Origin of the sequence: Mycolicibacterium parafortuitum (assembly GCF_002086815.1) — a bacterium.
Lineage (GTDB): Bacteria > Actinomycetota > Actinomycetes > Mycobacteriales > Mycobacteriaceae > Mycobacterium > Mycobacterium parafortuitum.
In genome coordinates this window covers 14,866-36,561 of record NZ_MVID01000008.1, presented here as the reverse complement: position 1 = coordinate 36,561, position 21,696 = coordinate 14,866, and the positions used below count along the sequence as shown (strand labels likewise).

Sequence of the window (21,696 nt, the reverse complement as noted above, 5' to 3'; positions counted from 1 at the left end):
CACGGACCCCATTAGACCTCAGGTCAGGGCTTCGGCCAGCATCGAAGGCAGCCGCTGGGCGAGCACCGGGTAGGACAGCGGGGACGCGTACGCGATCGCCCCGGCCAGTTCCTTGTCGGTGAAGACCTGGCGGGCCCGCAGGCCGGCGATGGCCGGGTCGGCCTGCAGCGCGGCCTGCTCCTCGGGTGTCTCGGTGGTCCAGATCAGCACGTCGGCGTCGTCGACGGACTCCACCACCGTGAACCCCATCTGGTCCAGGAACTCGCGGCGCCAGGCCGGTCCGCTGATCTGGGCGCCATCCTCGCCCAGCGTGCCCGCGAGCAGCGCCGCGCGTTTGCCGCCGAACTCCGGGTGGTCGTCCTTGACGGCTTTGAACGCGGCGTCGACGTCGGCGATGAGCTTCTGCATGTCGTCATGGCGGAACACGGCCTGACCGATCGTGGTGGCCTGGTCGCGCCACGGCTCGAAGAACGCGGCCCGCCCCGACTGGGCGACGGTCGGTGCGATCTGGGACAGCTGCGTATAGGTGTCCTGGTCGAGTCCGGCATCGGTGGCGACGATCAGATCCGGGGCGAGCGCGGCGATCTGCTCGACCTGCACACCGTCGGCCAGCGACAGCACCACCGGCTGGGCGTCGCCGAGCTGCGGGCGGGCCCACGGCCACACCCCGAACGGTTCGGCGCCGAACCAATCCGTCACCGCGATCGGGACGACGCCGAGCGCCAGCAGGTCGTCGGCGCAGGTGAGGCCCGCGCTGACCACCTTCGTCGGCGGCGCCGGGATTCTGGTCTCGCCGAACGCGTGGGTGACGGTGACCGACCCGTCGCCGGCCACCGTGCCCGGCTTGTCCGGGGCGCAGGCCACCAGCGTCGCTGCGGCGCCGGCCGTCAAACCGAGGAAGCCACGCCGGGACCACACGCGGGACACCCGGCGAGCGTAGCTAACCGACCTGGAAGTTTCCGAACAATATGAGGGCAAGTCCGAGCGCCACGACGATGTTGACGACGGTGGCCGAGGCAAAGACCGCGACGGGCCGCCAGCCCGCCTCGCGCAGCCCCTTGAGCGAGAACTCCAGGCCGATCGCGACGAACGCGAAGATCAGGAACCAGGTGCGCAGGTCGTTGACCGTGGAGATGTCGGCCTTGTCGCCGCCCCACTGCAGATAGAGGGTGCCGACGATGGACGCGGCGATGAAGCCGAGCACGAACTTCGGGAAGCGTGCCCAGAACGTCCCGATGGTCGGGCGGGCGTCAACATCGGTGCGCTTTTCGACCTTCAGCGCGAAGTACGCGGTCAGCGCGATCGCGACGATGCCGATCAGCGCGTTCTGGGTGGTCTTGACGATGGTCGCGATCTGCAGCGCGTCCTCGCCGGCGAGGGCACCGGCGGCCGCGACGGCGGCGGTGGTGTCGATGTTGCCGCCGATCCACGCGCCGGCGACGGCGTCGGAGAGCCCGAACACCTCGGCCAGCCACGGCAGCAGGAAGATCGACGGCAGCGCGAACACGATCACCAGCGACGCCGCATAGGCCAGCTGCTCACGGCGGGCCTGCACCGCACCCGCGGCGGCGATCGCGGCGCTGACGCCACAGATCGACACCGCCGATGCGAGCAGGGCGCGCAGCTTGTCCTCGATGCCGAGCCGCCCACCGAGCCACCAGGTGAAGCCGAAGACGATGCTGATCAGCAGCAGCGCCTGAATGATCGCCGGACCGGCGGCGGTGACCAGCAGTTTGAGGTTGATCGACGCGCCGAGCAACACCAGGCCGGTCTTGATGAAGAACTCGGTCTTGAAGCCGGCCGCGAGCTTGTCGCGCAGCGCGAGCCTGGTCAGCACGACGTTGCCGAGCAGGCCCAAAGCGATGGCGTAGACCGGGAATTCGATCGACTTGGCGATGCCGGCGAAGTCGGTGCCCGCGGCCCACTTGGGCACCTGCTGTTCGAAGAAGCGGGTCGCGGCGCCGAGCACGAGGACGGCGAGCACGCCGCCGACGACATAGCCGATCCCCGACGGTGCGCGCTGTTCCTCGGCCGAACTCTGGGTGCTCTGTTCGGTCACGGGATCACGCTGCCCGGGATCGCGCCGACGAGGACGAGGGCGAGCAGCGTCAGGCCGACGATGACGGCAAGCCAGTCCTCGTTGAGCCGTCGGGGCGGGGTGTCCTGTTGATCCGGCATGCGTCCGGACCGTAGGCGCGCGCCGTGCGGCTGTCGCGAGTTGCGATCAGCCAGAGTTCAAGCGTCGACGGACGCTAGGGGACCGGGGCGGGCACGGGCACCGGCGGCCAGACCGGCGGCGGCGCCGAGGCCGGGACGGGCGGCGAGCCGGCGGCCGGCGGGGGCGGCGCGGATGCGGGATCCCCGTACGGCGTCGGAGGCACCCAGTTCCCGGGGTCCATCTGGCCGGGGCCGACGGCTTGCATGAAGTCCGGCGAATTGCGCATGTTCCACAGGTCGCGCAGGAAGTCGAGCTGCCCGGTGTTGCCGAAGTTGGCGTTCGGCACGGGCGGGATGAACGGTGCGCCCGCCGGTGGCGGCGCGGGCGGGGCGACGGGCACGGCCGGGGCGCCGCCCGGCGTGGCCGCCGCGGCTCCGGCTTCGGCGATCGGGATGTACTGGAACACCGGGGTCGGTGGCTGCGCCGGTGCCTCCGCGGCCGGAGGTGGCGGCGGGTCGAACGGGACTGCCGGCTGCGCACCGGCCTGCGTCGCGGCGGCCAGCGCGGCCCCACCGAGGAGAGCGTTCAGCGCGGCGAACTTGACAAGGTGCACGACAGTCACATCGACGAGGCTAATGCCTCGCGTTACATGGCGATACTTTTCCGGTCGGTCACCGCAGCAGCAGCGAGATGCCGAGCGCGATCATCACGGCCGCGATGACACCGTCGAGGATGCGCCAGGTGCGCGGCGCCGCGAACCACGGGCGCAGCCGTTTGGCGCCGAAGCCCAGGCCGGTGAACCACACGGCGCTGGCGGTCACGGCGCCGACGCCGAACAGCCATTTGCTGTCCTGGTGCTCGTTGGCCAGCGCGCCGAGCAGGATCACGGTGTCGAGGTAGACGTGCGGGTTGAGGAACGTCAGCGCCAGGCAGGTGGCCAGCACCGCGGTCAGCCGGGCGGGTGCGGCGTCGGCGGGGGTGAGCGTCCCGGGTTTGACGGCGCGGCGGGCGGCCAGCAGCCCGTAGCAGATCAGGAACGCCGCCCCGCCGATCGTGGTGACGGTGACGATGTCCGGATGCGCGGCGATCAGCGCGCCGAAGCCGGCGATGCCGGCGACGATCAGCAGGAGGTCGGCGGTGGTGCAGACGGCGACGACCGGCAGCACGTGTTCACCGCGGATGCCCTGGCGCAGCACGAAGGCGTTCTGGGCGCCGATCGCGGCGATCAGCGCGATCGAGGTGGCGAAGCCGCTGACGACGGCGACGGATGCGGTGTTCACGGGATCGACGTTAGGTCGGCGGTGGTGAACAGTACAGCTAATGATTCTGTGCCAGCATAAGAAATATTCAGGAGATCGGGGGCCGCGGGCCTCAGTCGTCGAAGAGTCCGAGCGCTTCGGCGATCATGCGGTGACCCTGCATTTCGAACGGCTCGTCACCGACCTGATACGCCCACACGGCGGTGCCGACGGCATGATGAACGGCCGTCATCCGCCATAGCTCCGGTGTGCGCGGGTCGTGCCCGTACCCGGCGAAGAAGGCCCTCTCGAGACGATCATCCTGGCGCCACTGCTGCGCGGCGAGCCTGCCGAAATCGTCGATTGCCGGTCGCCATGCGAATCTTCCGAAATCGATGACCTTGAGCGTGCCGCCGTCGATCAGCCAGTTTCTGGGCTGCCAATCCCCGTGGGTGGGAACGACGTTCACCGGCTGCGGGCGATGGCCGAGAAGTATCGTCCGCAGCCGCTCCTCGTCGCCTGGCTTGATTCGATGCGGCTTATCAAGCCAGGCAATGGATTTCGCGACCGCGGCGGCATCCCAGTCCGGATCGGCGCGTTCGGCCTGCTCATGGAATGCCCGGCACAGTTCGCCGGCCTGGAAATAGGTATCCGGCAGGAGCTCGGCATCGTTTCCCTCGACTGACGATCCCTGCAGGTACTCGATCGCCAGAATGTTCGCGTCGCGGTCGTGACGAAGCAGCCGCGGGGCCTGCCCCCGGTGCTCCAGCACGTTCGTGAATCCTTGATACGCCGTGATTTCTCGCCCGATATGGCGGTTGCCGGGGCCGGCGGCCTTGACGACGGCCCGGCCGTTCCCGGTGTCGACCGCGAGCACGGCCGTATCCACCAGATTCCAGCTCATGTCCCGCACCAGCTGTGCATCGGGAAACCATCGGGCGACGACGTCCTCCTGCCGTTCGGTGAGCCGACCCCGATGCCATGTCTGCACATCGTCACGCTATCGCCATGGACGGTGCGTCCGCCCAGAGCGAACCACCAGAAGTGGACAGCACCCGCTCGATAGTGTGTGTTGCTGTGACTGTGACGCGTGAAGTCACCTACGCGATAGACGATCTGACCATGGTCGCGCATCTTGCGCGGCCGGCCGGCGACGGTCCCTGGCCGGCGGTGCTGATCGGACACGACGGGATCGGCCTCGAGGACTATCAGCGCAGCCGCGCCGACGCACTGGCCGCGCACGGCTACGCGGCCCTGGCGATGGACTATCACGGCGGCGAGCTGTTCTTCGGTCGACCGGAAGCGATGTTGGCCCGGGTGTTGCCACTGCTGGGCGATGCTGATCGGATGCACGCCATCGGTCGTGCCGCGCTTGATGTCCTTCTCGCGGTGCCCGGCGTCGCCGCCGACAGAATCGGCGCACTCGGTTATGGCGCGGGCGGCCGTATCGTGCTCGAACTCGCCCGGAGAGCCGCGGGATTCAAGGCCGTCGCTGTCGTCCATCCCGCCCTGCCCGACGTCAGCGTCGAGGGCTGGACCGACTCGACCGGCGCGTTCCTGCTGAGTACGGGTTCCGAAGACCCGATATGCACGCCTGACCAGCTTCTGACGTTCGGTTCCGCGCTTGAACGCGCCGGGGTCGACTGGCGGGTGAACGTGTACGGCGGAGCCGAGCACGCGTTCTGGGCTCGGCCGACCAACCCCGACGGATCACCCGTCGAGGGATCCACGCACACCCAAGCCACCGTGCCCGGCGTCGGTTATCACCCGACGCACACTCCGCGCGCATGGCGTGCCGTGCTCGACCTGTTCGACGAGACACTCGCAACCGTGCCGCAGGCAGGCTGAGCGCCCCACCGGCGTGGCGTCCCCCACATCACGCGGTCGCGATTGAGGTTTGGCGCGGGCCCGACGGGCATCATCGGCGGGTGCACTACTTCGAGCGCCTCGACGAGGCTCGTTTCGCCGCCACCGAGTACACCCAGGGCGCCTGGAACTGCGCCGAGCAGCACATCGCGCCCTCGATCGGTCTGCTCGCGCACGCGGTCGAACAAGACCGGGACCGTCGCCGTGACGACCGCCTGCCGCTGGCCCGGCTGTCCTACGACATCCTCGGGACAGTGCCGATCGGCGTGGTCGACGTGGACGTACAGGTGCGGCGACCCGGTCGCAGCATCGAGCTGGTCGAGGCGACCATGAGCCACGCGGGCCGCCCGGTGCTGGTGCTGCGGGCATGGCTGATGCAGCGCTTCGACACCGAGCCGCTCGCCGGGTCGAGCTTCGCGCCGATCCCCGGCCCGCAGGACACCCCGGCCTGGGACATGCCCGGCCTGTGGCGGGGTGGGTTCATCGCGTCCCTTCATGTGCGCCGGACGCAGATCGGCCCCGGCCGGGCAACGGCCTGGGCGCGCACCGACGTCGGGCTGATCGCCGAGGAGACGGTCAGCCCGGCCACAGCCGCGATCATGCTGTTCGACATCGGCAACGGGTTGGCCGTGCGCGCCGACCCGGAGAAGGTGGCTTTCCCGAACATCGACCTGACCGCGCACCTGTTCTCCGAACCGCGTGGCGGCTGGCTGGGCTTCGACACCACGGTGTCGTTCGGCTCCGACGGTCTTGGCTTGACGCACAGCGTCATTCACGACGAGACCGGACCGATCGGGACGTCGTCGCAGATGCTGACGGTACGCCCGATCGGCTGACCGGGATCCGCCGGTAGATTGCGGATATGAGCGAAGACAGGGTGCGCGTACGGGTCGGTGCCGACGGCGTGGCGACGGTGACGATGGTGCGCACCGACAAGCACAACGCGCTCGACCAGGCGATGTTCGAGGGGTTGGCGACCGCCGCCGGTCGACTCGCCGAGGACACTTCGGTGCGTGCCGTCGTGCTGCACGGCGAGGGCAGGAGTTTCTGTTCGGGGTTGGACGTGGCGAGCTTCATGGGCGGGGAGGGCGGCACCGACGTCCTGCTGGCGCGCGAGCCCGGCCGGTTGGCCAACGTCGCGCAGCGCGTCACCTACGACTGGTCGCTGGTGCCCGCGCCGGTCATCGCCGCCATCCACGGCAACTGCTTCGGCGGTGGTCTGCAGATTGCTCTGGGCGCCGACATCCGGATCGCCGCGCCGGACGCGAAGCTGTCGATCATGGAGGTCAAGTGGGGCCTGATTCCCGACATGGGGATCACGCAGACCCTGCCGAGGCTGGTCCCCATCGACATCGCGAAGGAACTCACCTTCACCGGCCGTATCATCTCCGGAAGTGACGCGGCCGCAATAGGTTTGGTGACCCGCGTCGAGGACGATCCGCTTGCCGCCGCACACGCCCTCGCCGGGGAGATCGCGCAGAGATCCCCCGATGCGGTCCGCCGCGCCAAGAAGCTCTACGACCGCACCTGGGTCAGTGCCGACGCCGCGGCCGCGCTGGTGCTCGAATCCGACCTTCAGACCGAGCTGATCGGTCAACCGAATCAGATCGCCGCTGTGGTGGCAGGGATGTCCGGGGAGACACCGCGTTTCGTCGACCCCGTGTAGCCGTCGAGTGTCAGGTGCGTACGCCGCGGAGCAGGTGGGCGATCTCGGTCGCTGCGGCTACGGCGTTGTCGATCGAACGGCCCGTCAGCCGGCGACTCGGTGCCGCGATGCCCAGCGCCCGTGTCACGGGACCTTCGTCCGGGGCCGGTACGGGCACCGACAGCGTGGCCTGTTCGCCGTCGCTGACGAAGCTGTAGCCGCGCCGGCGTACGTCGAGGATCTCGCCGATCAACTCCTCGGCGTCGGTGTATTCGCCGCCACGCACGATGGGTCGGGCGAGGCTGCGTACCGCCGCCTCAGGATCCTGCGCGTAGGCCAGCAGGATCTGCCCGTGCGCCGAATCCTGCAGTGAGTTTCGGCTTCCCACTCCGTAACGGGAGATCAGACGCTGCGGGCTCTCCGTCTCGAGCAGGACGACCGCACAGTCCGCATCCTTGACCGCGAGGCTGGCCGATTCACCCGTGCGTTGTGACAACTCGTCGAGGAAGGGCAGAGCGGCATCGACACCCACGGCAAGGGATGCCGATGCACCCAGCGCCAGCAGCGCGATACCGGGCCGGTACTTGTCGCCCTCACCCTTGGCCACGAGGCCGCCTTCGACGAGTGCGGCCATCATGCGGTGCACCGTGCTGGTGTGCAGGCCGGTTCGGCGCGCCAGCTCGGTGAGGGTCAACCCTTGCGGGGAATCGACGAAGCACCGCAACAGCCGCGACGCCCGCGTGATCGACTGGTTCGCCGACTTGCCGGTGTCGGGCGGCTGTGCCGCGGAGGCGATCACAATGCGACGTTCGACGTGTCGACGCCGAGCTCGGCGAGTAGGCGGTCACGCAGCGCGACGCGGTCCGCGGGGTCGGCAGGCACCTCGGTATCGAAGCTGATGACGCCGTCGGCGAGGACCAGCACCCGCGATGCCAACCGCAGGGCCTCCTCCACGTCGTGGGTCACCAGCAGCACCGCCACTCGCCGGCGCCGCAGCAGATCGGCCAGCAGCGCGTGCATCTTGATCCGGGTGAGCGCGTCGAGCGCCCCGAACGGCTCGTCGAGCAGAAGCAGTCGCGGCTCACGGGACAACGCCCTGGCCAGCGCGACCCGCTGCGCCTCACCTCCGGACAGGGTCTTGGGCCAGGATCGCTCCCGGCCGGCCAGGCCGACCTCGGTGAGCAGGTCGCGGCCACGCCGGCGCTCCTCGGAGTTGCCGCCGAGCTGGACATTGGCCAGGACCCGCTTCCACGGCACCAGCCGCGCGTCCTGGAACACCACGCCTCTGCGCCGTACCACCTGCAGGTTCCCGAAGACTTCGTCGTCGAGACCCGCCACGGCACGCAGCAGCGTGCTCTTCCCTGAACCACTGCGTCCCAGCAACGCCCCGAACTCACCGTCGGCGATGGTGAGGTCCAGTCCGTCCAGCACAACGCGGGATCCGAAGGAGCGATGCAGTCCCTGCGCGTGCACGACTCCGGTCAGGAGTTGCCCATGGTCGAGCGCCATTGCAGCAACACCCTTTCCAGTAGTTGGACCACCGCATAACTGAGTAGACCGAGTATGGCGTACAGGCAGATGACGAGCACCATGATGTCCAGTCGGTACCAACTGCGCGCATCACTCATCAACTTGCCCAGCCCCTGCGGTGCGTTGATCGCCTCGACGTAGATCAGCGCCAGCCACGCGTTGGTCACCGCGATGCGCAGCCCGGTCAGGAATCCGGGCAGCGATCCGGGTAACACGATGTGCCAGACCATCTGCCCGCGCGACAGGCCGACGGTGTGGGACAGGTCGATCAGCCGGGAGTCGACGTCGCGGATCGCGCCGTACATGTTGATGTAGATCGGCATCGCGGTGGCCAGCACCACGAGGGTGATCTTCGGTGTCTCGCCGATGCCCAGCCAGATGATCAGCAGGGGCAGCAGGGCGAAGTTCGGGATCGCCTTGAGCACCTGCATGATCGAATCGATGCTGTCCTCAGCCCATCGGGTCAGCCCGGCGAACGTGGCGATGAGTGCGCCTATCGTGACGCCGAGCGCCAGGCCCGTCATCGCACGGGCGAGTGACGCGGCGACGTTGGGCCCGAGCGTGCCGAGTCGCAGTTGCTCGACCGCCGCGGACGCCACCCGCTCGGGCGCCGGGAAGACGTTCTCGGTCAGCAGGCCCGACCACGACAGCGCGCACCAGACCGCGAGGATCAGGATCGGGCCGAGGACGCCGCGCAGCTCGCGGGGCAGCCTGCGACGCCGCCTCCGCGGCTGCTGCGACGCCAATTCCTCGTAGTCCGAAACCTGGTCACGGGTTGCGGGTTTGGCTGCCGTGGTGGTCATCGACTGGTCTCGACCAGGTCGTTGTACCGGGTGTCGAACTGGTTTCGGACGTCGACCGGATGTGCGGCGACCCCCTGCTCGTAGAAGATGTCGGCCTGTGCCTGCTGGGTGTCGAAGACTCTCTGATCCAGCGGGACGAACGAGCCGACTCCCTCGGCCGCACTGAGTTTCGCGTCGGCCGCCGGTTGGCCGGCCACCGTCTCGTACAGTTCGGCGACCTTGTCGAGGTTGTCCGCTTCCCACTCGTTGAGCTTCTCCAGCCGGCTCAACAGGTCACCGAGTGCCTCCGACGTGCGCTCGTCACCCAGCGCCGCCTTGGTCGCGACCAGGAACTGATAGTTGGTGAACTGCCCTTTGGAGGTCAGCAGGATCTTCGAATCGTTGTCACTGACGAGTGGACGTGCGTTGATGACCGAGGTCACCAGCGCGTCGACAGCGCCGCCGATGTAGGCCGAGCGCGCCTCGGTCAGCGGGATGGTGACCAGTTCGAACTGGGCGGGGTCGATGCCCTCCCTCTTCGCCTGGGACACGAAGAAGTAGTGATTGGCCGTGCCCTTGGCGAAACTGACCTTGCGTCCGGTCAGGTCGGCGAGACTGTCGATACCCGAATCCTTGCGCACCACAACGGCGATGCCCTCGTCGTTCGGCCGATCGACCGCGCCGATGATCTTGAACGGTGCGCTCTCGGCGGTCCACGGCTGCGCCGAGTTGCCGTCGGCGAGCACCGGTGCCGCCGAGTTCAGCGCGATGTCGGCGTCGATGGCGCCGGCGTTGAGCGCTTCGACCGCCGCGTTGGCGCCGTCGAACTCGGCGATCTCGACGCGGTACGGTGCGTCCTCCAATACGCCGGAGGCCTCCAGCGTCTGCAGCCCCACCGAGTTGCCACTGTTCTGGATCCCGACTCTCAACACCAGTTCCCTGTCGCCGCCGGCGCTGTCGCCAGACGACGAGCAACCACCGGCCAGCAGTGTCACACCGGCCAGCACTGCTGCCGCGACGCGCCTGCGCGTCGTTACCGCCAACCTCACGGGTCAGACCTTGACGGCGAGATTGTCGACGAGGTTTCCGTAGGTGGCGTCGTCGTTGATCAGACCCCACTTGACCATCCACTCGTACGTGCGGTCGAAGTCCTCTTCCGAGTACGGTGCAGGGTTGTTGTAGCGAAGCCGGCTGCGGGAGAAGTCACTCGGCTCCAGTTCGACGATCGACGGGTCGACGTTGTCGATGAGGTACTTCACGTACGGGTAGGGGTCGGCTTTGAGGTCGGCGACGGCGCGGCGGATCGCCCTGTTGATCGCCTCGAAGGTGTCGGCGTCCAACTCCGGGCTGCCGATCTCCAGCCCGACGTAGTGCGCTTCGGCGATCACCTTGTAGCCCAGCTTCTCTGCGACGGTGATCCACGGCTCCATCACCGCCACAGCGTCGACGACGCCGTCACGCAGTGCGAGGAATCGGTTGCCGCCCTCGACATGGACGACCTTGATCTCGTCGTCGCGAAGGAACCCTTCGAGGAGTTGGATGGCAATGTAGTGGCTGCCGTGATGGAAGTTGACGCCGATCGGGACGTTCGCCAGGTCCTGCGGAATGTTGTACGGCGCGTCGGGCCGGACAATGATCGCCTGGCTGGCTTGCGCGGCACGTTTGGCGATGACGTGGCCGCCACGGGTGGTGTCGTACGTGCGCCGCACCTGACCCCATTCGCAGGCGCGGTACAACGCCGTGGTGCCCTCTTCGAAGGGTGATGCACCGAAGGAGCTCACGGCGCGGTGATCCTCGATCAGCGAGATCGACGTGTCCGCGGCCGAGGCGGAGTCGCGGGGAACGAGCTCGACGTCCAGTCCCTCGGCTTCGAAGTAGCCGTTCTGCTTGGCGACGAAATAGGGCAGCGAGAAGATCGTGCCGCTCACCTCGTTGCGAATCTTCTTCAGGGTCATGGATTGCCTTCCGTGGCGCGGGTGTCGGGTCAGGCAAAACGTTAGAAGTGTTACCGGATAGCGGTAACGAGTTTTACTCAGTGAGATTCGGGATGCGGGGATCACCGCCGCGGCTGCCGCCCGTCACGCGGCCGCGCACACCTGCGGGGTTCGCCAGGCGCGGGGGAGAGCCACCGCAACGCCGATCACGCCGAGGACCAGCGGCACCAGCAGCGCCGTCCGGTACGAGTCGAGCTGACCGGCGCCGGCGGCCGTCGCCGCGACCTGCACCGCGGTGGTCGTCGCGAGCCCGATCGCGGCGCCGAACTGGAAGGTCGTGTACAGCAAGCCACTGGTCAAGCCCTGGGCGGACTCCTCGACATCGTCGGTCGCGGCGATCGTCAACGGACCGTAGGCCAGGGTGAACGCGATGCCCAGCGCCAGCAGGCTCGGCAGCATGCTCAGGTACACCCAGTCCTGCTCCACCCCGATGAACAGCAGGAACGACAGCGCCGCGAACACCATCCCGGCCGCGATGACGCGCCACAGCCCGAACCGGCGCACCAGGACCGGGGTCAGGGTGGGTGCCAGGATCGCGTCGATCGCGACGACCAGCAGTGCCACCGCGGTGGTCAGCGCCGACCAGCCCCGCAGCTCCTGTAGGTAGAGCACCACGATGAACTGGAATCCCATGAACCCGGCGGCCAGGCAGCCCGCTCCCAGGTAGGCGTTGGTCTGCGGACCCGGCCGGAGCAGGCGCAGCGGCACCAGCGGTTCGGCGGCGGTGCGTTGCCGGGCGGCGAACCCGGCGAACAGGGTCACCGCGACGACCCCGAACGTCAGCGATCCGAAAAGCGTTCCGTGGGCGGCATTCTCGATGGTGGTCACGGTGAGCACCACGGCGCCGGTGACGAGCACGGCACCGGGAAGGTCAAGGGAGCGCCGTGCGGTGACCTCGTCGCGTGGGATCAGCGGGACCGCCAGCACCAGCACGATCGAGGCGAGCACCACCGGGGCGAAGAACACCCACCGCCAGCCGAACGCGGTCAGCAGACCACCGGCGACGAGACCGAGCGAGAAGCCGGCCGCGCCGAGACCGGCGTAGATGAGTACCGCTCGATCCCGTTGCGGCCCTTCGGGGACGCTGGTGGTGATGATCGCCAGCCCGGCCGGCATCAGGAACGCCGCGGCGATACCGGTGACCACGCGCACCGCGATCACCGTCGCGCCGTTGGGTGCGATGCCGCCCAGTGCGGAGACTCCGATGAAGACGACGAGCGCGATCAGGAACACCCGCCGCCGGCCGTAGACGTCGGCGGTCCGTCCGCCGAGCAGCATGAATCCGCCGTAGCCGATGACGTATCCGCTGACGATCCACTGCAGTTCAGCGGTCGGCAGGTCCAGCGCCTGCCGGATGGTGGGCAGCGCGATGTTGAACATCGCGATGTCGATGCCCTCCAGGAACGCGGCCCCGCACAGCGCCGCGAGCAGCAGTGCCGCGCGGATTCTGGAGGTCGCCCTCGTCTCGACTGCGTCCATGTACCCAACCTTCGGTTCCTATTGGTAACTGACCACATCATCAGGCACCATGGAGCGGTGGCGGAAGAAGGCACTTTGAAGTCAGTCGGTACCCCGCAGGGAACCGACTGCAGTTGCCCGGACGCCTTCCAGTGGGACCGGCGGGAGGACTGCGAGGTTCGGCAGATCCTCGATCGGATCGCCGACAAGTGGTCGCTGCTGATCATCGCACTGCTCGACGACGGGTCGATGCGGTTCACCGAGCTCAAACGCATGATCGACGGGGTCAGTCAACGGATGCTGACCGTGACGCTGCGCCAGTTGGAGCGGGACGGCCTGGTGCGGCGCACCGTCCATCCGGTGGTCCCGCCGCGCGTCGACTACGAGTTGACCGATCTGGGGCGCACCCTGCACGAGACCGTGCAGTCCCTGGTCCGCTGGACCGAGGAGCACCAAGACGACATCGCCGCGGCACGACAACGGTTCGACAGCGCGAATTAACCGGCGCGGCGCGCCCACTCGCTCGGTGCCACCCCGAAGTGCCGCCGGAACGCGCGATTGAAGGTGCCGGGGTCGGTGAATCCGCTTGTCCGGCAGGCCCGGCTGACCGAGAACCCCTGGCAGATCAGATTTCCTGCCAGCTCGAGTCGGTGGCGCCGGATCTCAGTCGCCGGTGAGCGACCGTCCTCGGCGAGCACCTGCTGGACCGTGCGCAGCGACAGGTGGAACTCGGCGGCCAGCCTGACCGGACTGAAATCCGGTTCCTGGAACCGTGATCCGATATGGGCCAGCAGGCGGGCGCGCAGTTCGGTGCGCGACTGCACGGCGACGGCGAGGTGCCGACCGGCGGGGCGTTTCGCCGCGATCCGATCCGATGCATCGGCGAACGCGAGCAGTCGGGTGCCGTCGGTGCCGAGCGGCCGGGCCGACCAGGTGACCGGAATCGGTTGTCCCGACCGCGTGATGAACCACTCGTGGGCCGTGATGGACGTGGTGCCGCAGCCGTCGAGGATCGGGCAGGACTCCGACGGGTACCGCGACCCGTCGGGGTGCCATTCGTGCAGGGTGTCATGGCTGGGCGCCCCGACCACATCGTCGTCACTGCGGTAGCCGAGCATGCTCAGCGCGGCCTGATTCGCCAGCGCCACCGTGCCGTCCGGGGCGATCACCCACAGTGGGGTCGGCGCCACGTCGATCACCGCGGAGAGCATCCCGGCGTCCAGTGCGGTCGCGGTGTGCAGAGGTTCTGCGTTGTCGATTCGGGTGATCACATCCACCTGGCCTTCGCTATCGGGGCTCAGGCTAGGGCCGCGGGATTTCGGCGGCTTTCTCCACTCGTTACGGCGTGGTTAAGCGGAGGCACAGTTGCCGGCGATGCGCGAAATGCCGGGTGTCCTGCGCCTTCTGCCATGGGCAAACCCCACCGCGAGCCGCTGACATGGGAGGTGCGGCGGTCCGTCGGCCGCCATGACCTGGCCGACCCGTACGAAGGAGCGCCGATGGCTTACGACCCCGCCTCACCCGTGATGACCGAAATCGAACAGCGCCGGCTGGAGACCGGCATCAGCTGGCAGAAGCTGGCCGATCACATCGACCGCCCGCTGGTGTGGACGGTCGCTGCCATGCTGGGCAGTCACCCGATGCCGAAGGCCGAGGCCGGTGCCGTCGGCGAACTGCTCGGCCTCAGCCCGGAAACCGTTGCGGCCCTGCAGCGGCAGCCCTACCGCACGGAGAATCCCGCGCTGCTCAGCGATCCGACGATCTACCGGTTCGTCGAGTTGATCAACGTCTACGGCCCGGCGTTCAAAGCGCTGATCCACGAGGAGTTCGGCGACGGAATCATGAGCGCGATCAACTGCAATGTGAACTTCGAGCGACGTGCCGATCCAAACGGTGACCGCGTCGTGGTGACGATCGACGGCAAATTCCTGCCGTACCACTGGTGACCCGGGGAGAGGAACGAGTCATGTCATACGTCAAACCCGCTGAACTCGCGACCCGGATCATCGACGCCGGCGAGTCGAAGGTGTTCATGTCCACCCGCGACACCCTGATCCGCGCGTTCATGGCCGGCGCGATCCTGGCGCTGGCCGCGGCGTTCGCGGTGACCATCTCGGTGAAGACCGGTGAGCCCCTGGTGGGGGCACTGCTCTTCCCGGTCGGGTTTTGCATGCTGCACCTGCTCGGATTCGACCTGCTGACAGCGGTTTTCACGCTGGTGCCGCTGGCCTGGCTGGACAAGCGGCCGGGGGTCACGCTGCGCCCGATGCTGCGCAACTGGGGGCTGGTGTTCCTCGGCAATCTGGCCGGTGCGCTGACCGTCGCCGTGTTCATGGCGATCTACTTCACCTACGGGTTCAGCGTCGAACCCGATGCCGTCGGCCAGGCCATCGGCCAGATCGGGGAGGGCCGGACCGTGGGCTACGCCGACCACGGTGCCGCCGGCATGCTGACGTTGTTCATCCGCGGCGTGATGTGCAACTGGATGGTGTCCACAGGTGTCGTCGGCGCGATGATGTCGGACAGCCTGCCGGGCAAGGTGATCGCGATGTGGATGCCGATCACGGTGTTCTTCTACCTCGGTTTCGAGCACTCGATCGTCAACATGTTCCTGTTCCCGTCGGGGCTGATGCTCGGCGGTGACTTCACCATCGTGGATTACCTGCTGTGGAACGAGATTCCGACGGTGATCGGCAATCTCGTGGGCGGGCTGGCATTCGTCGGACTGGTCATCTACGCCACCCACGGCAAGACCGGTCCGACGCGGAAGCGCCCGGGTGATCTGGTCAGCGTGGACCAGACCCCGGTGCCCACCACGGCATAGCTCGTGCGGAAATGAGAACAGGCCGGCGACAACGTCGTTGGACGCTGCCGCCGGCCCGTTCGCCGAGATTCCTAGACGGACAAGATTCCTAGACAGACAACGGCTGCCCGCCGCGTTCCTGCCGGGCCGTGTTGCTGATGAAGCTCGGTCCGACGACGAGCGCCTGTGACGGGTCCTCCGGGTTGGTGGGGATGCCGTCGCCGGGCTTGACGCCGCCCTCCTCGCACATCTTCTGCCACATCGCCATCCGGGTGGCGCGGCTCGGCGTGAACTTGCCGTAGACGAAGACGCGCCACAGGGTCCAGCGCGGTGCGGGCAGGTGGTCGGGTCGTCCGACCAGCTTGTGCAGGATGGCCATCCAGCCGACCATCATCACCATCATCGCGGTGGTGGCGACCCACTTCATCCAGACCGGCATCGTCGAGTTGAGCGCCAGGATGTGGATGGAGCCGACGCCGAAGTAGGCGACCATCATGCCGAACGGGGCGACCAGGAACAGCAGTGCCTTGCTCTTGCCCTGCAGGCGCGGGACGGCGAAGGCCAGGATCGCGCCGATGGTCACGAACGAGCCGCCGTTGATGAAGCCCCACCAGTACGGGAAGCCGAGGAACTCGTAGGGCTGCACGCCGTAGTAGAGGTAGACACCGAGGTTGATGCCGATCGTCTCCATCAGCGCGTCGGTGGCGATGCCCAGGCCGAGCAGCATGAAGAACACGTTGCGATGCGCGCCGTTTCGGATGACGAAGTAGCAGAAGTACGCCTCGAGACCCAGGAACGCGACGTAACACAGCGGGATCAGCGCGGGGACGGTGATGCCGAAGTTCGTGAACGCCGGGACCAGGTTACTGGCCCAGTGCAGGTGTCCGAGCAGATCCAGCATCGGCTCCAGCAGGCTGCAGATCAGGCCGCTGGTGAGCACGATCAGCGGAATGTAGTTCTTGGAGCGCACGGCGGCCTTGATGGCCCACGGCGTGGCGAAGATGACGACCGCGGCGCCGGCGATGAAGAAGAACACGATCTCCGAGACCGTGCTGGCCTCGAAACGGCCGGGCGCCGGCTGCATGTGGGGCGGCCACCCCTGTTCGTCGCTGACCAGCGGCCACCAGCTGGTGGCAAGCATGCGATCCATCGCGATTGACCTCCTTGGAAACGTTTCTGGGCATCTAGCTGCGCAAATGCGCCGGGTTCCGGACGGGTGACCATGACGGCCCCGTGTGGACTGGATCACATTAACACAGTGTCCGTACACTGTGTACACCTATTTCAAATCAAGATTAAACAGGTCGAATCGGCTGGCTAGTATGGTCGGGCCATGACCGAGATCTCCCGCCGTCCCGCGAAGCGGTTCCGGTCTGTCGAGACGGAGGGTTCGCGGCCGGTCGACCAGATCTTCTCCGCGACGTTGAGACTGTTGGGCACCAAGAACTTCGACGACATCAGCGTCGCCGACATCCTGGGCGCGTCGAAGGTGTCCAGGACCACGTTCTACTTCTATTTCTCGTCCAAGTTCACGGTCCTCAGCGGACTGCTCGAGCAGGCGATGAACGACATCTTCGACTCGGTCCAACCGTTCCTCAGCCGCGCCGACGAGGACTCCCCCGAGGACGCGCTGGAGCGCAGCATCCGTGCGGTGACGTCGGCATGGCACCGGCATCGCACGGTGCTTCAGGCCGCTGCGCACCACTGGCACTCCGACCCGGGGCTCAACGCCCTGTGGCTGCAGATCGCCGAGCGCTTCATCAGCGCCGGTGCCGAGGAGATCGAGCGCGAACGCGCGGCGGGCAAGATCACGTCCACGGAGCCGGGCAGGACGCTGGCCTCGGTGCTGTTCTGGGGGACCGAACGCGTGCTGTATGTCGCCGGTCTCGGGGTGGAGTCGACGCTGAAGGATGAAGAGGCCGCGGTCGGACCGCTGGTCGCGATGTGGCACGGCACCCTTTACGGGTGAGCCTCCCGTGCCGGGCTCAGCCCGGTCCGCACCCACATCTGGGCGGTGCGTACCACCCCGTCGAGCGTGCCCCGTCCCGGTTCCCACCACTCGGCTGCCCAGTTCAGCGCGCCCATCACCAGGAGTCGCATCATGCGGGCGTCGATGTCGCCGCGGATCTCCCCGTCTGAGATGGCGTCGGCGAACAGCCGCTGCCAGATCCGCCCGTAGGCGGCCTCTTCCTTCTTCTGCCGGGTGCGCAGATGCTCGGGGATCTGCCCTGAGTTGCGGATCGACGCCGTGGTGTAGTCAGAGAGCTCCAGCTCGTGGCGCAGATGCGAGTCCACCGCTGTCATGATCTTGTCCATTGCCGGCGCATCCGGGGGCAGCTCGGCGAGCTTGCGTTCCAGGTGCACGCGCATATCGCTGATCCCGCAGTACATGACCTCCTCGATGAGGTCCTCCCGAGACGGGAAGTAGTAGTAGATCGCGGGCGCCTGCAGCTGCGCGTACTCTGCCACGTCGGTCAGCCTGGTTCCGGCAAAGCCCTTGACACTCAACACATGTGCTGCGGCATCGAGAATTCGGGTGCGGGTGCGTTGCGACTTCGAATCTCCCCCGTCGGCCGACGGCGGGGGAGATCCGGCCTTTCTGGGCATCAGTCGCCGGACGGATGAACGCCGGTCATTGTTGGCCCGGGAACGGATCGTTCGGGCCCGAGGAGTACGGATCGTCGGTCAGCGCGGCCCGTTTGCGTTCCCGCAGCAGCCGGTCCTTCACCGCGCCCAGCCGTCCGCCCTTGTCCTCGAGGTGGAACTGCTTGAGCATCGTGCGGGCCGCGTTCTGACCGGGCATACCGCTGATGCCCGCCACGGGGTGGGTGCCCGACCCGGTGAGGAACAGGCCCTCGACGGGCGTGCGATAACCGGCGAAGCCGGCGACGGGCTTGTTCGGTCCGAACCGGGTGATGGTCGGATCGACGTGATACACCGACCCGTCGATCGCCCAGAACCGCTCTTCGATGTCGGGCAGGACCAGGGGCCGCACCGCGACCTGCAGATCCTCGACGCCTTTGTAGAACTCGTCGGCGTCTTTGATGATGCTGTCGGTGATCTGCTTGCGCGCCACGTCCCACCCGTCCTCGGGGAACGACGGCGTCAGTCCGGTCCAGAACCACCAGAGGTCCTTACCGGGTGGCGACATCGACGGATCGAACGCGTTGGTGACCTGCGCGAGTCCGGGGATGGCGTCGGGCACCTTGCCGCGCACGCACGCCTTCGCGGCTTCCTTGGCCTGCTCGTAGGTGTGGTAGCAGTTGCAGGCGAGGCGCAGGTCGATGCCGTCGCCGCGCCACTTCTCGTGCTTGGACATGTCGACGCGGCCGGACAGTGCGACGTTGACCTTGGCGTCGGCGATGCCGCGCTTGCGGGTCGGAATATGGTCCGCCGCATTCTGCTTCTTCGGTTCCAGCACTCCACGGGGAAGCAACCGGGTCAGGGTCGTTTTCGGGCTGCACGCGGTCAGCACGCCCCGGCGGGCGCGGATCTCCTGCCCGCCGCGGATGCGCACCCCGGTGCAGCGACCGTTGGTGACGAGCAGCTCCTCCACCGGTGAATTGGTGATGATGTCGCCGCCGTTGTCCTTGATGACCCCGATCAGAGCCTTCGGCAACGAGCCGGTGCCGCCGTGGAACATCGCGACGCCGTACTTGGACAGCACGCCGAGGTAGATCAGTGACCAGCCGGACATATCGGCGTCGAACGGCATGAACGGCAGCGAGGTCAGCAACGGCGCCCGGATCATGTCGTGCTCGAAGCTCTCCTCGACCGCCTCGGTCTGCGAGCTCGACATCCAGCGCCCCAGCGCGACGAGCTGCTTGCGATTCTTCATCAATCCCTTGGCGGACTTCAGAATCGACGTGATGTCGGGCTGCATCACGTTGGTCTGCATCATCGGCAGACCCATCTCCACCGCGGCGTCGATCACCTCGTAGAGCTCGATGAGTGCCCGCGCGTCCTTCTTGGAGAAGTACTCCAGCTCGGCGGCGGTCTTGCGCGGATCCCGCCAGAGGCCCAGCGAGCTTCCGTCGGCCGCCAACTGGAAGTGGGCCGGGTCGATGACGGTCTGCCGCAACCCGTACTTGGTGGACAGCTCGAGGTCGTCGTTGATCGTGGTGGTGCGGAACAGCGACGCCTGGATCGACGCCTCGTTGATCATGTACTCGGGCGCCTCGGGGGCGAAGGAGTTCGTCGAGGTCATACCGCCCGCCGTGGGGGCGGCTTCGACGACCAGCACGTCAAGCCCGGCTTTGGCCAGGTACGCGGCGGCCACCAGACCGTTGTGCCCGGAACCGACCACGATGACGTCGGCCTCGCGGGGCGTGCGGGTGGTGCTCGGGCGGACCTCTTCGGGCATGGGCGTCCTTCGATCGACTTTTTTATTCTAGGTTAAAGTCAATACTGGGAGCGGATGCCCGCTGTGTCAAGACCCGGCCGGCGCGGTGGCCATCGCCAGCGACGTCATCACGAAGCGCTCGATCAGGGTGCGCTCCTGTTGTTGAGGAATGTTGCGGCGCAAGATGATGGATGCGTACACCGTGTGCAGCCAGTCGGCCAGATCGTCGTTGGAAAGATCGTTGCGCAGCAGCCCGTGGGCGCGACCGTAGTCCAGCCACGGCCGCCAGAACCGCAGGGCGCGCTCGGTCAGCTCCGGCGCCCACAACGCCTCGTGGGTCGTGATGGGGCTTCCGTCCCCCCAGAGCGCGCTCAGTTCGGGATCGTCGCGCAGCGCCTCGATCACGGTGACGGACAACTCGACGAACGACTCCTGGAACGTCTCGCCCGGCACGTCCCCGCCCGAGGCCGCGGCATCGGCGATCTCGATGATGCGATCGGTGGTGGCGGCGAGCAGCAGTTCCCTGCGGTCGAAGAACACCTTGTAGACCAACTGCCGGCTGCATCCGGCGATGCGCGCCACCTCGATCATCGTGACGGCGCGAATGCCGTTGACGCGCAGCAGATGACGCGCGGCCTCCAGGATCCGCCTGCGTACCTCTGCGCGCGTCGATTGCGTCACCTGGGCAGATTACCCCTCGTCGCGATCACCCATTGACAAACCGCGGTACGCGTTGACACTATCGCCCCAACGTGTACAAAACATGCTATTTGTCACCCTTGGGGGTTCCCAATGTCTCTCACTACCGGACCGGATGATCAGGTCCTGGACCGCCGCACGCCGAACGACCCGCCGCCACTGGGCCGGCAGGGCCCGGCAACCTTCCTGGCGCTGATCGGCGCTGTCTGGTTCGTCTTGTGCGTGTACGTGATCGCCCGCTGGGTGACCTCGGGGGAGGACTTCACGCCGGCACCGCGGGTCGGGCCCGACGTCATGGAGGACTGGCGGCTGATCGCCCTACGCGTCTTCGAGGCCATCAGTCTGGCGGTGATGGCCGCGTTCGTGTGGTACTGCGTCGTCAAGCCGCTGCGCGCCACGGGCCGGCTCAGCCTCGACGGCAAGTTCGTCCTCGGCGGCCTCATCTGCTTCGTCGCCGACGCGTTCCTCAACGTGCAGGAGTATCTGTTCGCGTGGAACAGCGCGAACGTCAACCGCGGTGTGTGGGTGCGGTTCCTGCCCTTCCACGACCCCGATGCGCCGACCCGCTACGCGGAGTCCCTGATCTGGGGCCCGCCGATGTACATCTACTTCTGCGCGGGCGTGGCGATCGTCGCGTGCCATGAGGCCAAGCGACTGCGCCGGCGCTTTCCGAATCTGACGAAGTTCCGGGTCTTCGTGTGCGTGTTCGTCTTCGAGTTCATCTTCGATTTCGTCGTCGAGAACATCGTGATCAGGACGACCCATGCCTACGCGTTCGCGAAAACCTATGAACCGCTGACCCTGTGGGCCGGCGAGGTCCATCAGTTCCCGATCTACGAGTCGGTGCTGGTCGCCTTCGTCGGCGTTGTGTTCACCTGGGCACGGATGGAAGCCGAGGAGCGGCCGGTCGGGCAGTCCCCGATCGAGTTCGGCGCCGAACGGTGGCGCCCCGCCCTGCAGGGACACGTCCGCAACTTCGCCGTCCTGGGCTTCTGCATGGTCACCCTGGTGTTCGTCTACCACCTGCCGTTCAACTGGCTCGGGCTGATCGGCACGTCGTACGCCGACCTGCCCAGCTATCTGCTGCCGGGGTGACTTCTCGATCGGAACCAAATTGGAGAATCCCTGGCGGTAGATTCTAATTTGAATTAGAACTAACCAACGTGGTTCTGGCGAACATC

25 protein-coding genes are annotated in these 21,696 nt (G+C 67.2%); 8 read left to right on the top strand and 17 right to left on the bottom strand.

What is annotated here, in order from left to right; translation table 11 throughout:
* Positions 1-18 precede the first annotated feature (18 nt).
* The 6 genes from BST38_RS11535 to BST38_RS11515 form a co-directional block, all read right to left on the bottom strand.
* Complete coding sequence (locus BST38_RS11535; RefSeq protein WP_083143432.1) at positions 19-927, bottom strand: ABC transporter substrate-binding protein; 909 nt, start codon at positions 925-927, stop codon at positions 19-21.
* Positions 928-940: 13 nt separating this feature from the next.
* Positions 941-2,059 (bottom strand): YeiH family protein, encoded by a 1,119-nt coding sequence (locus BST38_RS11530; RefSeq protein ID WP_083143431.1) that lies wholly within the window; start codon positions 2,057-2,059, stop codon positions 941-943.
* Positions 2,056-2,178, bottom strand: a complete 123-nt coding sequence (locus BST38_RS29635) for a hypothetical protein (RefSeq protein ID WP_110781727.1) — start codon at positions 2,176-2,178, stop codon at positions 2,056-2,058. Before BST38_RS29635 ends, BST38_RS11530 begins: the two co-directional genes overlap by 4 nt.
* Positions 2,179-2,252: 74 nt before the next feature.
* The gene (locus BST38_RS29770; protein ID WP_272818845.1) at positions 2,253-2,780 is read right to left on the bottom strand and encodes a hypothetical protein; all 528 of its coding nucleotides are present in this window, start codon (positions 2,778-2,780) and stop codon (positions 2,253-2,255) included.
* Positions 2,781-2,829: 49 nt separating this feature from the next.
* On the bottom strand, positions 2,830-3,438 hold the full coding sequence (lysE, locus tag BST38_RS11520; RefSeq protein WP_083143430.1) for an L-lysine exporter: 609 nt from the start codon (positions 3,436-3,438) through the stop codon (positions 2,830-2,832).
* A gap of 91 nt (positions 3,439-3,529) precedes the next feature.
* Positions 3,530-4,387, bottom strand: a complete 858-nt coding sequence (locus BST38_RS11515) for an aminoglycoside phosphotransferase family protein (protein WP_237160746.1) — start codon at positions 4,385-4,387, stop codon at positions 3,530-3,532.
* Here BST38_RS11515 and BST38_RS11510 point away from each other — a divergent pair.
* The 3 genes from BST38_RS11510 (at position 4,378) to BST38_RS11500 (ending at position 6,928) form a co-directional block, all read left to right on the top strand.
* Positions 4,378-5,244: a dienelactone hydrolase family protein gene (locus BST38_RS11510; protein ID WP_237160745.1), complete on the top strand. Its 867-nt coding sequence runs from the start codon at positions 4,378-4,380 to the stop codon at positions 5,242-5,244. The two genes, BST38_RS11515 and BST38_RS11510, sit on opposite strands and share 10 nt — an antisense overlap.
* Positions 5,245-5,324: 80 nt before the next feature.
* Positions 5,325-6,098, top strand: coding sequence for a thioesterase family protein (locus tag BST38_RS11505; protein WP_083143428.1), 774 nt, complete (start codon positions 5,325-5,327; stop codon positions 6,096-6,098).
* Between the two features lie 26 nt (positions 6,099-6,124).
* Entirely contained in the window at positions 6,125-6,928 is an 804-nt protein-coding gene (locus BST38_RS11500) for a crotonase/enoyl-CoA hydratase family protein (protein ID WP_083143427.1), read from the top strand.
* 10 nt (positions 6,929-6,938) lie between these two features.
* Here the strand turns inward: BST38_RS11500 and BST38_RS11495 are convergent, their stop codons facing one another.
* The 6 genes from BST38_RS11495 to BST38_RS11470 form a co-directional block, all read right to left on the bottom strand.
* Entirely contained in the window at positions 6,939-7,706 is a 768-nt protein-coding gene (locus BST38_RS11495; RefSeq protein WP_083143426.1) for an IclR family transcriptional regulator, read from the bottom strand.
* Positions 7,703-8,416 carry an ABC transporter ATP-binding protein gene (locus BST38_RS11490; protein WP_083143425.1) on the bottom strand — a complete coding sequence of 238 codons (714 nt, stop codon included), beginning with the start codon at positions 8,414-8,416 and terminating at the stop codon, positions 7,703-7,705. Before BST38_RS11490 ends, BST38_RS11495 begins: the two co-directional genes overlap by 4 nt.
* A complete protein-coding gene (locus tag BST38_RS11485) occupies positions 8,389-9,240 on the bottom strand; it encodes an ABC transporter permease (protein WP_083143424.1) in 852 nt (283 codons plus the stop codon). The genes BST38_RS11490 and BST38_RS11485 overlap by 28 nt, the downstream gene beginning before the upstream one ends.
* Positions 9,237-10,268 (bottom strand): ABC transporter substrate-binding protein, encoded by a 1,032-nt coding sequence (locus BST38_RS11480; protein ID WP_083143423.1) that lies wholly within the window; start codon positions 10,266-10,268, stop codon positions 9,237-9,239. The genes BST38_RS11485 and BST38_RS11480 overlap by 4 nt, the downstream gene beginning before the upstream one ends.
* Positions 10,269-10,271: 3 nt before the next feature.
* On the bottom strand, positions 10,272-11,174 hold the full coding sequence (locus tag BST38_RS11475) for an ABC transporter substrate-binding protein (RefSeq protein WP_083143422.1): 903 nt from the start codon (positions 11,172-11,174) through the stop codon (positions 10,272-10,274).
* 123 nt (positions 11,175-11,297) lie between these two features.
* Positions 11,298-12,692, bottom strand: a complete 1,395-nt coding sequence (locus tag BST38_RS11470; protein WP_083143421.1) for an MFS transporter — start codon at positions 12,690-12,692, stop codon at positions 11,298-11,300.
* A gap of 75 nt (positions 12,693-12,767) precedes the next feature.
* Here BST38_RS11470 and BST38_RS11465 point away from each other — a divergent pair, with 75 nt between their 5' ends.
* Positions 12,768-13,172 (top strand): winged helix-turn-helix transcriptional regulator, encoded by a 405-nt coding sequence (locus BST38_RS11465; protein ID WP_083143560.1) that lies wholly within the window; start codon positions 12,768-12,770, stop codon positions 13,170-13,172.
* Here the strand turns inward: BST38_RS11465 and BST38_RS11460 are convergent.
* Positions 13,169-13,942 (bottom strand): helix-turn-helix domain-containing protein, encoded by a 774-nt coding sequence (locus BST38_RS11460; protein ID WP_133057219.1) that lies wholly within the window; start codon positions 13,940-13,942, stop codon positions 13,169-13,171. The two genes, BST38_RS11465 and BST38_RS11460, sit on opposite strands and share 4 nt — an antisense overlap.
* A 228-nt stretch (positions 13,943-14,170) precedes the next feature.
* Between BST38_RS11460 and cynS the strand changes: the two genes are divergently transcribed.
* Positions 14,171-14,617, top strand: a complete 447-nt coding sequence (gene cynS / locus BST38_RS11455) for a cyanase (protein WP_110781734.1) — start codon at positions 14,171-14,173, stop codon at positions 14,615-14,617.
* 20 nt (positions 14,618-14,637) lie between these two features.
* Complete coding sequence (locus BST38_RS11450; protein WP_083143558.1) at positions 14,638-15,495, top strand: formate/nitrite transporter family protein; 858 nt, start codon at positions 14,638-14,640, stop codon at positions 15,493-15,495.
* Positions 15,496-15,583: 88 nt separating this feature from the next.
* Here BST38_RS11450 and BST38_RS11445 read toward each other — a convergent pair whose 3' ends face one another.
* On the bottom strand, positions 15,584-16,624 hold the full coding sequence (locus BST38_RS11445) for a hypothetical protein (RefSeq protein ID WP_083143419.1): 1,041 nt from the start codon (positions 16,622-16,624) through the stop codon (positions 15,584-15,586).
* 183 nt (positions 16,625-16,807) lie between these two features.
* On the opposite strand from BST38_RS11445, the gene BST38_RS11440 reads away from it, so the two are divergent.
* On the top strand, positions 16,808-17,443 hold the full coding sequence (locus BST38_RS11440) for a TetR/AcrR family transcriptional regulator (protein WP_083143418.1): 636 nt from the start codon (positions 16,808-16,810) through the stop codon (positions 17,441-17,443).
* On the opposite strand, the gene BST38_RS11435 is transcribed toward BST38_RS11440, so the two are convergent.
* The 3 genes from BST38_RS11435 to BST38_RS11425 all read right to left on the bottom strand — a co-directional run bounded on the left by BST38_RS11435 (position 17,434) and on the right by BST38_RS11425 (position 20,497).
* Positions 17,434-18,081, bottom strand: a complete 648-nt coding sequence (locus BST38_RS11435) for a TetR/AcrR family transcriptional regulator (protein ID WP_113971624.1) — start codon at positions 18,079-18,081, stop codon at positions 17,434-17,436. The two genes, BST38_RS11440 and BST38_RS11435, sit on opposite strands and share 10 nt — an antisense overlap.
* A 25-nt stretch (positions 18,082-18,106) precedes the next feature.
* Entirely contained in the window at positions 18,107-19,837 is a 1,731-nt protein-coding gene (locus tag BST38_RS11430; protein ID WP_083143416.1) for a phytoene desaturase family protein, read from the bottom strand.
* Positions 19,838-19,903: 66 nt separating this feature from the next.
* On the bottom strand, positions 19,904-20,497 hold the full coding sequence (locus BST38_RS11425; RefSeq protein WP_083143415.1) for a TetR/AcrR family transcriptional regulator: 594 nt from the start codon (positions 20,495-20,497) through the stop codon (positions 19,904-19,906).
* Between the two features lie 111 nt (positions 20,498-20,608).
* On the opposite strand from BST38_RS11425, the gene BST38_RS11420 reads away from it, so the two are divergent.
* Positions 20,609-21,610 carry a spirocyclase AveC family protein gene (locus BST38_RS11420; protein ID WP_083143414.1) on the top strand — a complete coding sequence of 334 codons (1,002 nt, stop codon included), beginning with the start codon at positions 20,609-20,611 and terminating at the stop codon, positions 21,608-21,610.
* The last annotated feature ends 86 nt before the right edge of the window (positions 21,611-21,696 follow it).

What these genes read in the sequence shown, in the direction of transcription:
- BST38_RS11510 (WP_237160745.1), top strand. Translation starts at nt 4,378, where the DNA reads ATGTCTGCACATCGTCACGCTATCGCCATGGACGGTGCGTCCGCCCAG.
- BST38_RS11445 (WP_083143419.1), bottom strand. Translation starts at nt 16,624, where the DNA reads ATGGATCGCATGCTTGCCACCAGCTGGTGGCCGCTGGTCAGCGACGAA.
- BST38_RS11435 (WP_113971624.1), bottom strand. Translation starts at nt 18,081, where the DNA reads ATGCCCAGAAAGGCCGGATCTCCCCCGCCGTCGGCCGACGGGGGAGAT.
- BST38_RS11430 (WP_083143416.1), bottom strand. Translation starts at nt 19,837, where the DNA reads ATGCCCGAAGAGGTCCGCCCGAGCACCACCCGCACGCCCCGCGAGGCC.
- BST38_RS11470 (WP_083143421.1), bottom strand. Translation starts at nt 12,692, where the DNA reads ATGGACGCAGTCGAGACGAGGGCGACCTCCAGAATCCGCGCGGCACTG.
- BST38_RS11500 (WP_083143427.1), top strand. Translation starts at nt 6,125, where the DNA reads ATGAGCGAAGACAGGGTGCGCGTACGGGTCGGTGCCGACGGCGTGGCG.
- BST38_RS11490 (WP_083143425.1), bottom strand. Translation starts at nt 8,416, where the DNA reads ATGGCGCTCGACCATGGGCAACTCCTGACCGGAGTCGTGCACGCGCAG.
- BST38_RS11450 (WP_083143558.1), top strand. Translation starts at nt 14,638, where the DNA reads ATGTCATACGTCAAACCCGCTGAACTCGCGACCCGGATCATCGACGCC.
- cynS (WP_110781734.1), top strand. Translation starts at nt 14,171, where the DNA reads ATGGCTTACGACCCCGCCTCACCCGTGATGACCGAAATCGAACAGCGC.
- BST38_RS11485 (WP_083143424.1), bottom strand. Translation starts at nt 9,240, where the DNA reads ATGACCACCACGGCAGCCAAACCCGCAACCCGTGACCAGGTTTCGGAC.
- BST38_RS11440 (WP_083143418.1), top strand. Translation starts at nt 16,808, where the DNA reads ATGACCGAGATCTCCCGCCGTCCCGCGAAGCGGTTCCGGTCTGTCGAG.
- BST38_RS11475 (WP_083143422.1), bottom strand. Translation starts at nt 11,174, where the DNA reads ATGACCCTGAAGAAGATTCGCAACGAGGTGAGCGGCACGATCTTCTCG.
- BST38_RS29635 (WP_110781727.1), bottom strand. Translation starts at nt 2,178, where the DNA reads ATGCCGGATCAACAGGACACCCCGCCCCGACGGCTCAACGAGGACTGG.
- BST38_RS11420 (WP_083143414.1), top strand. Translation starts at nt 20,609, where the DNA reads ATGTCTCTCACTACCGGACCGGATGATCAGGTCCTGGACCGCCGCACG.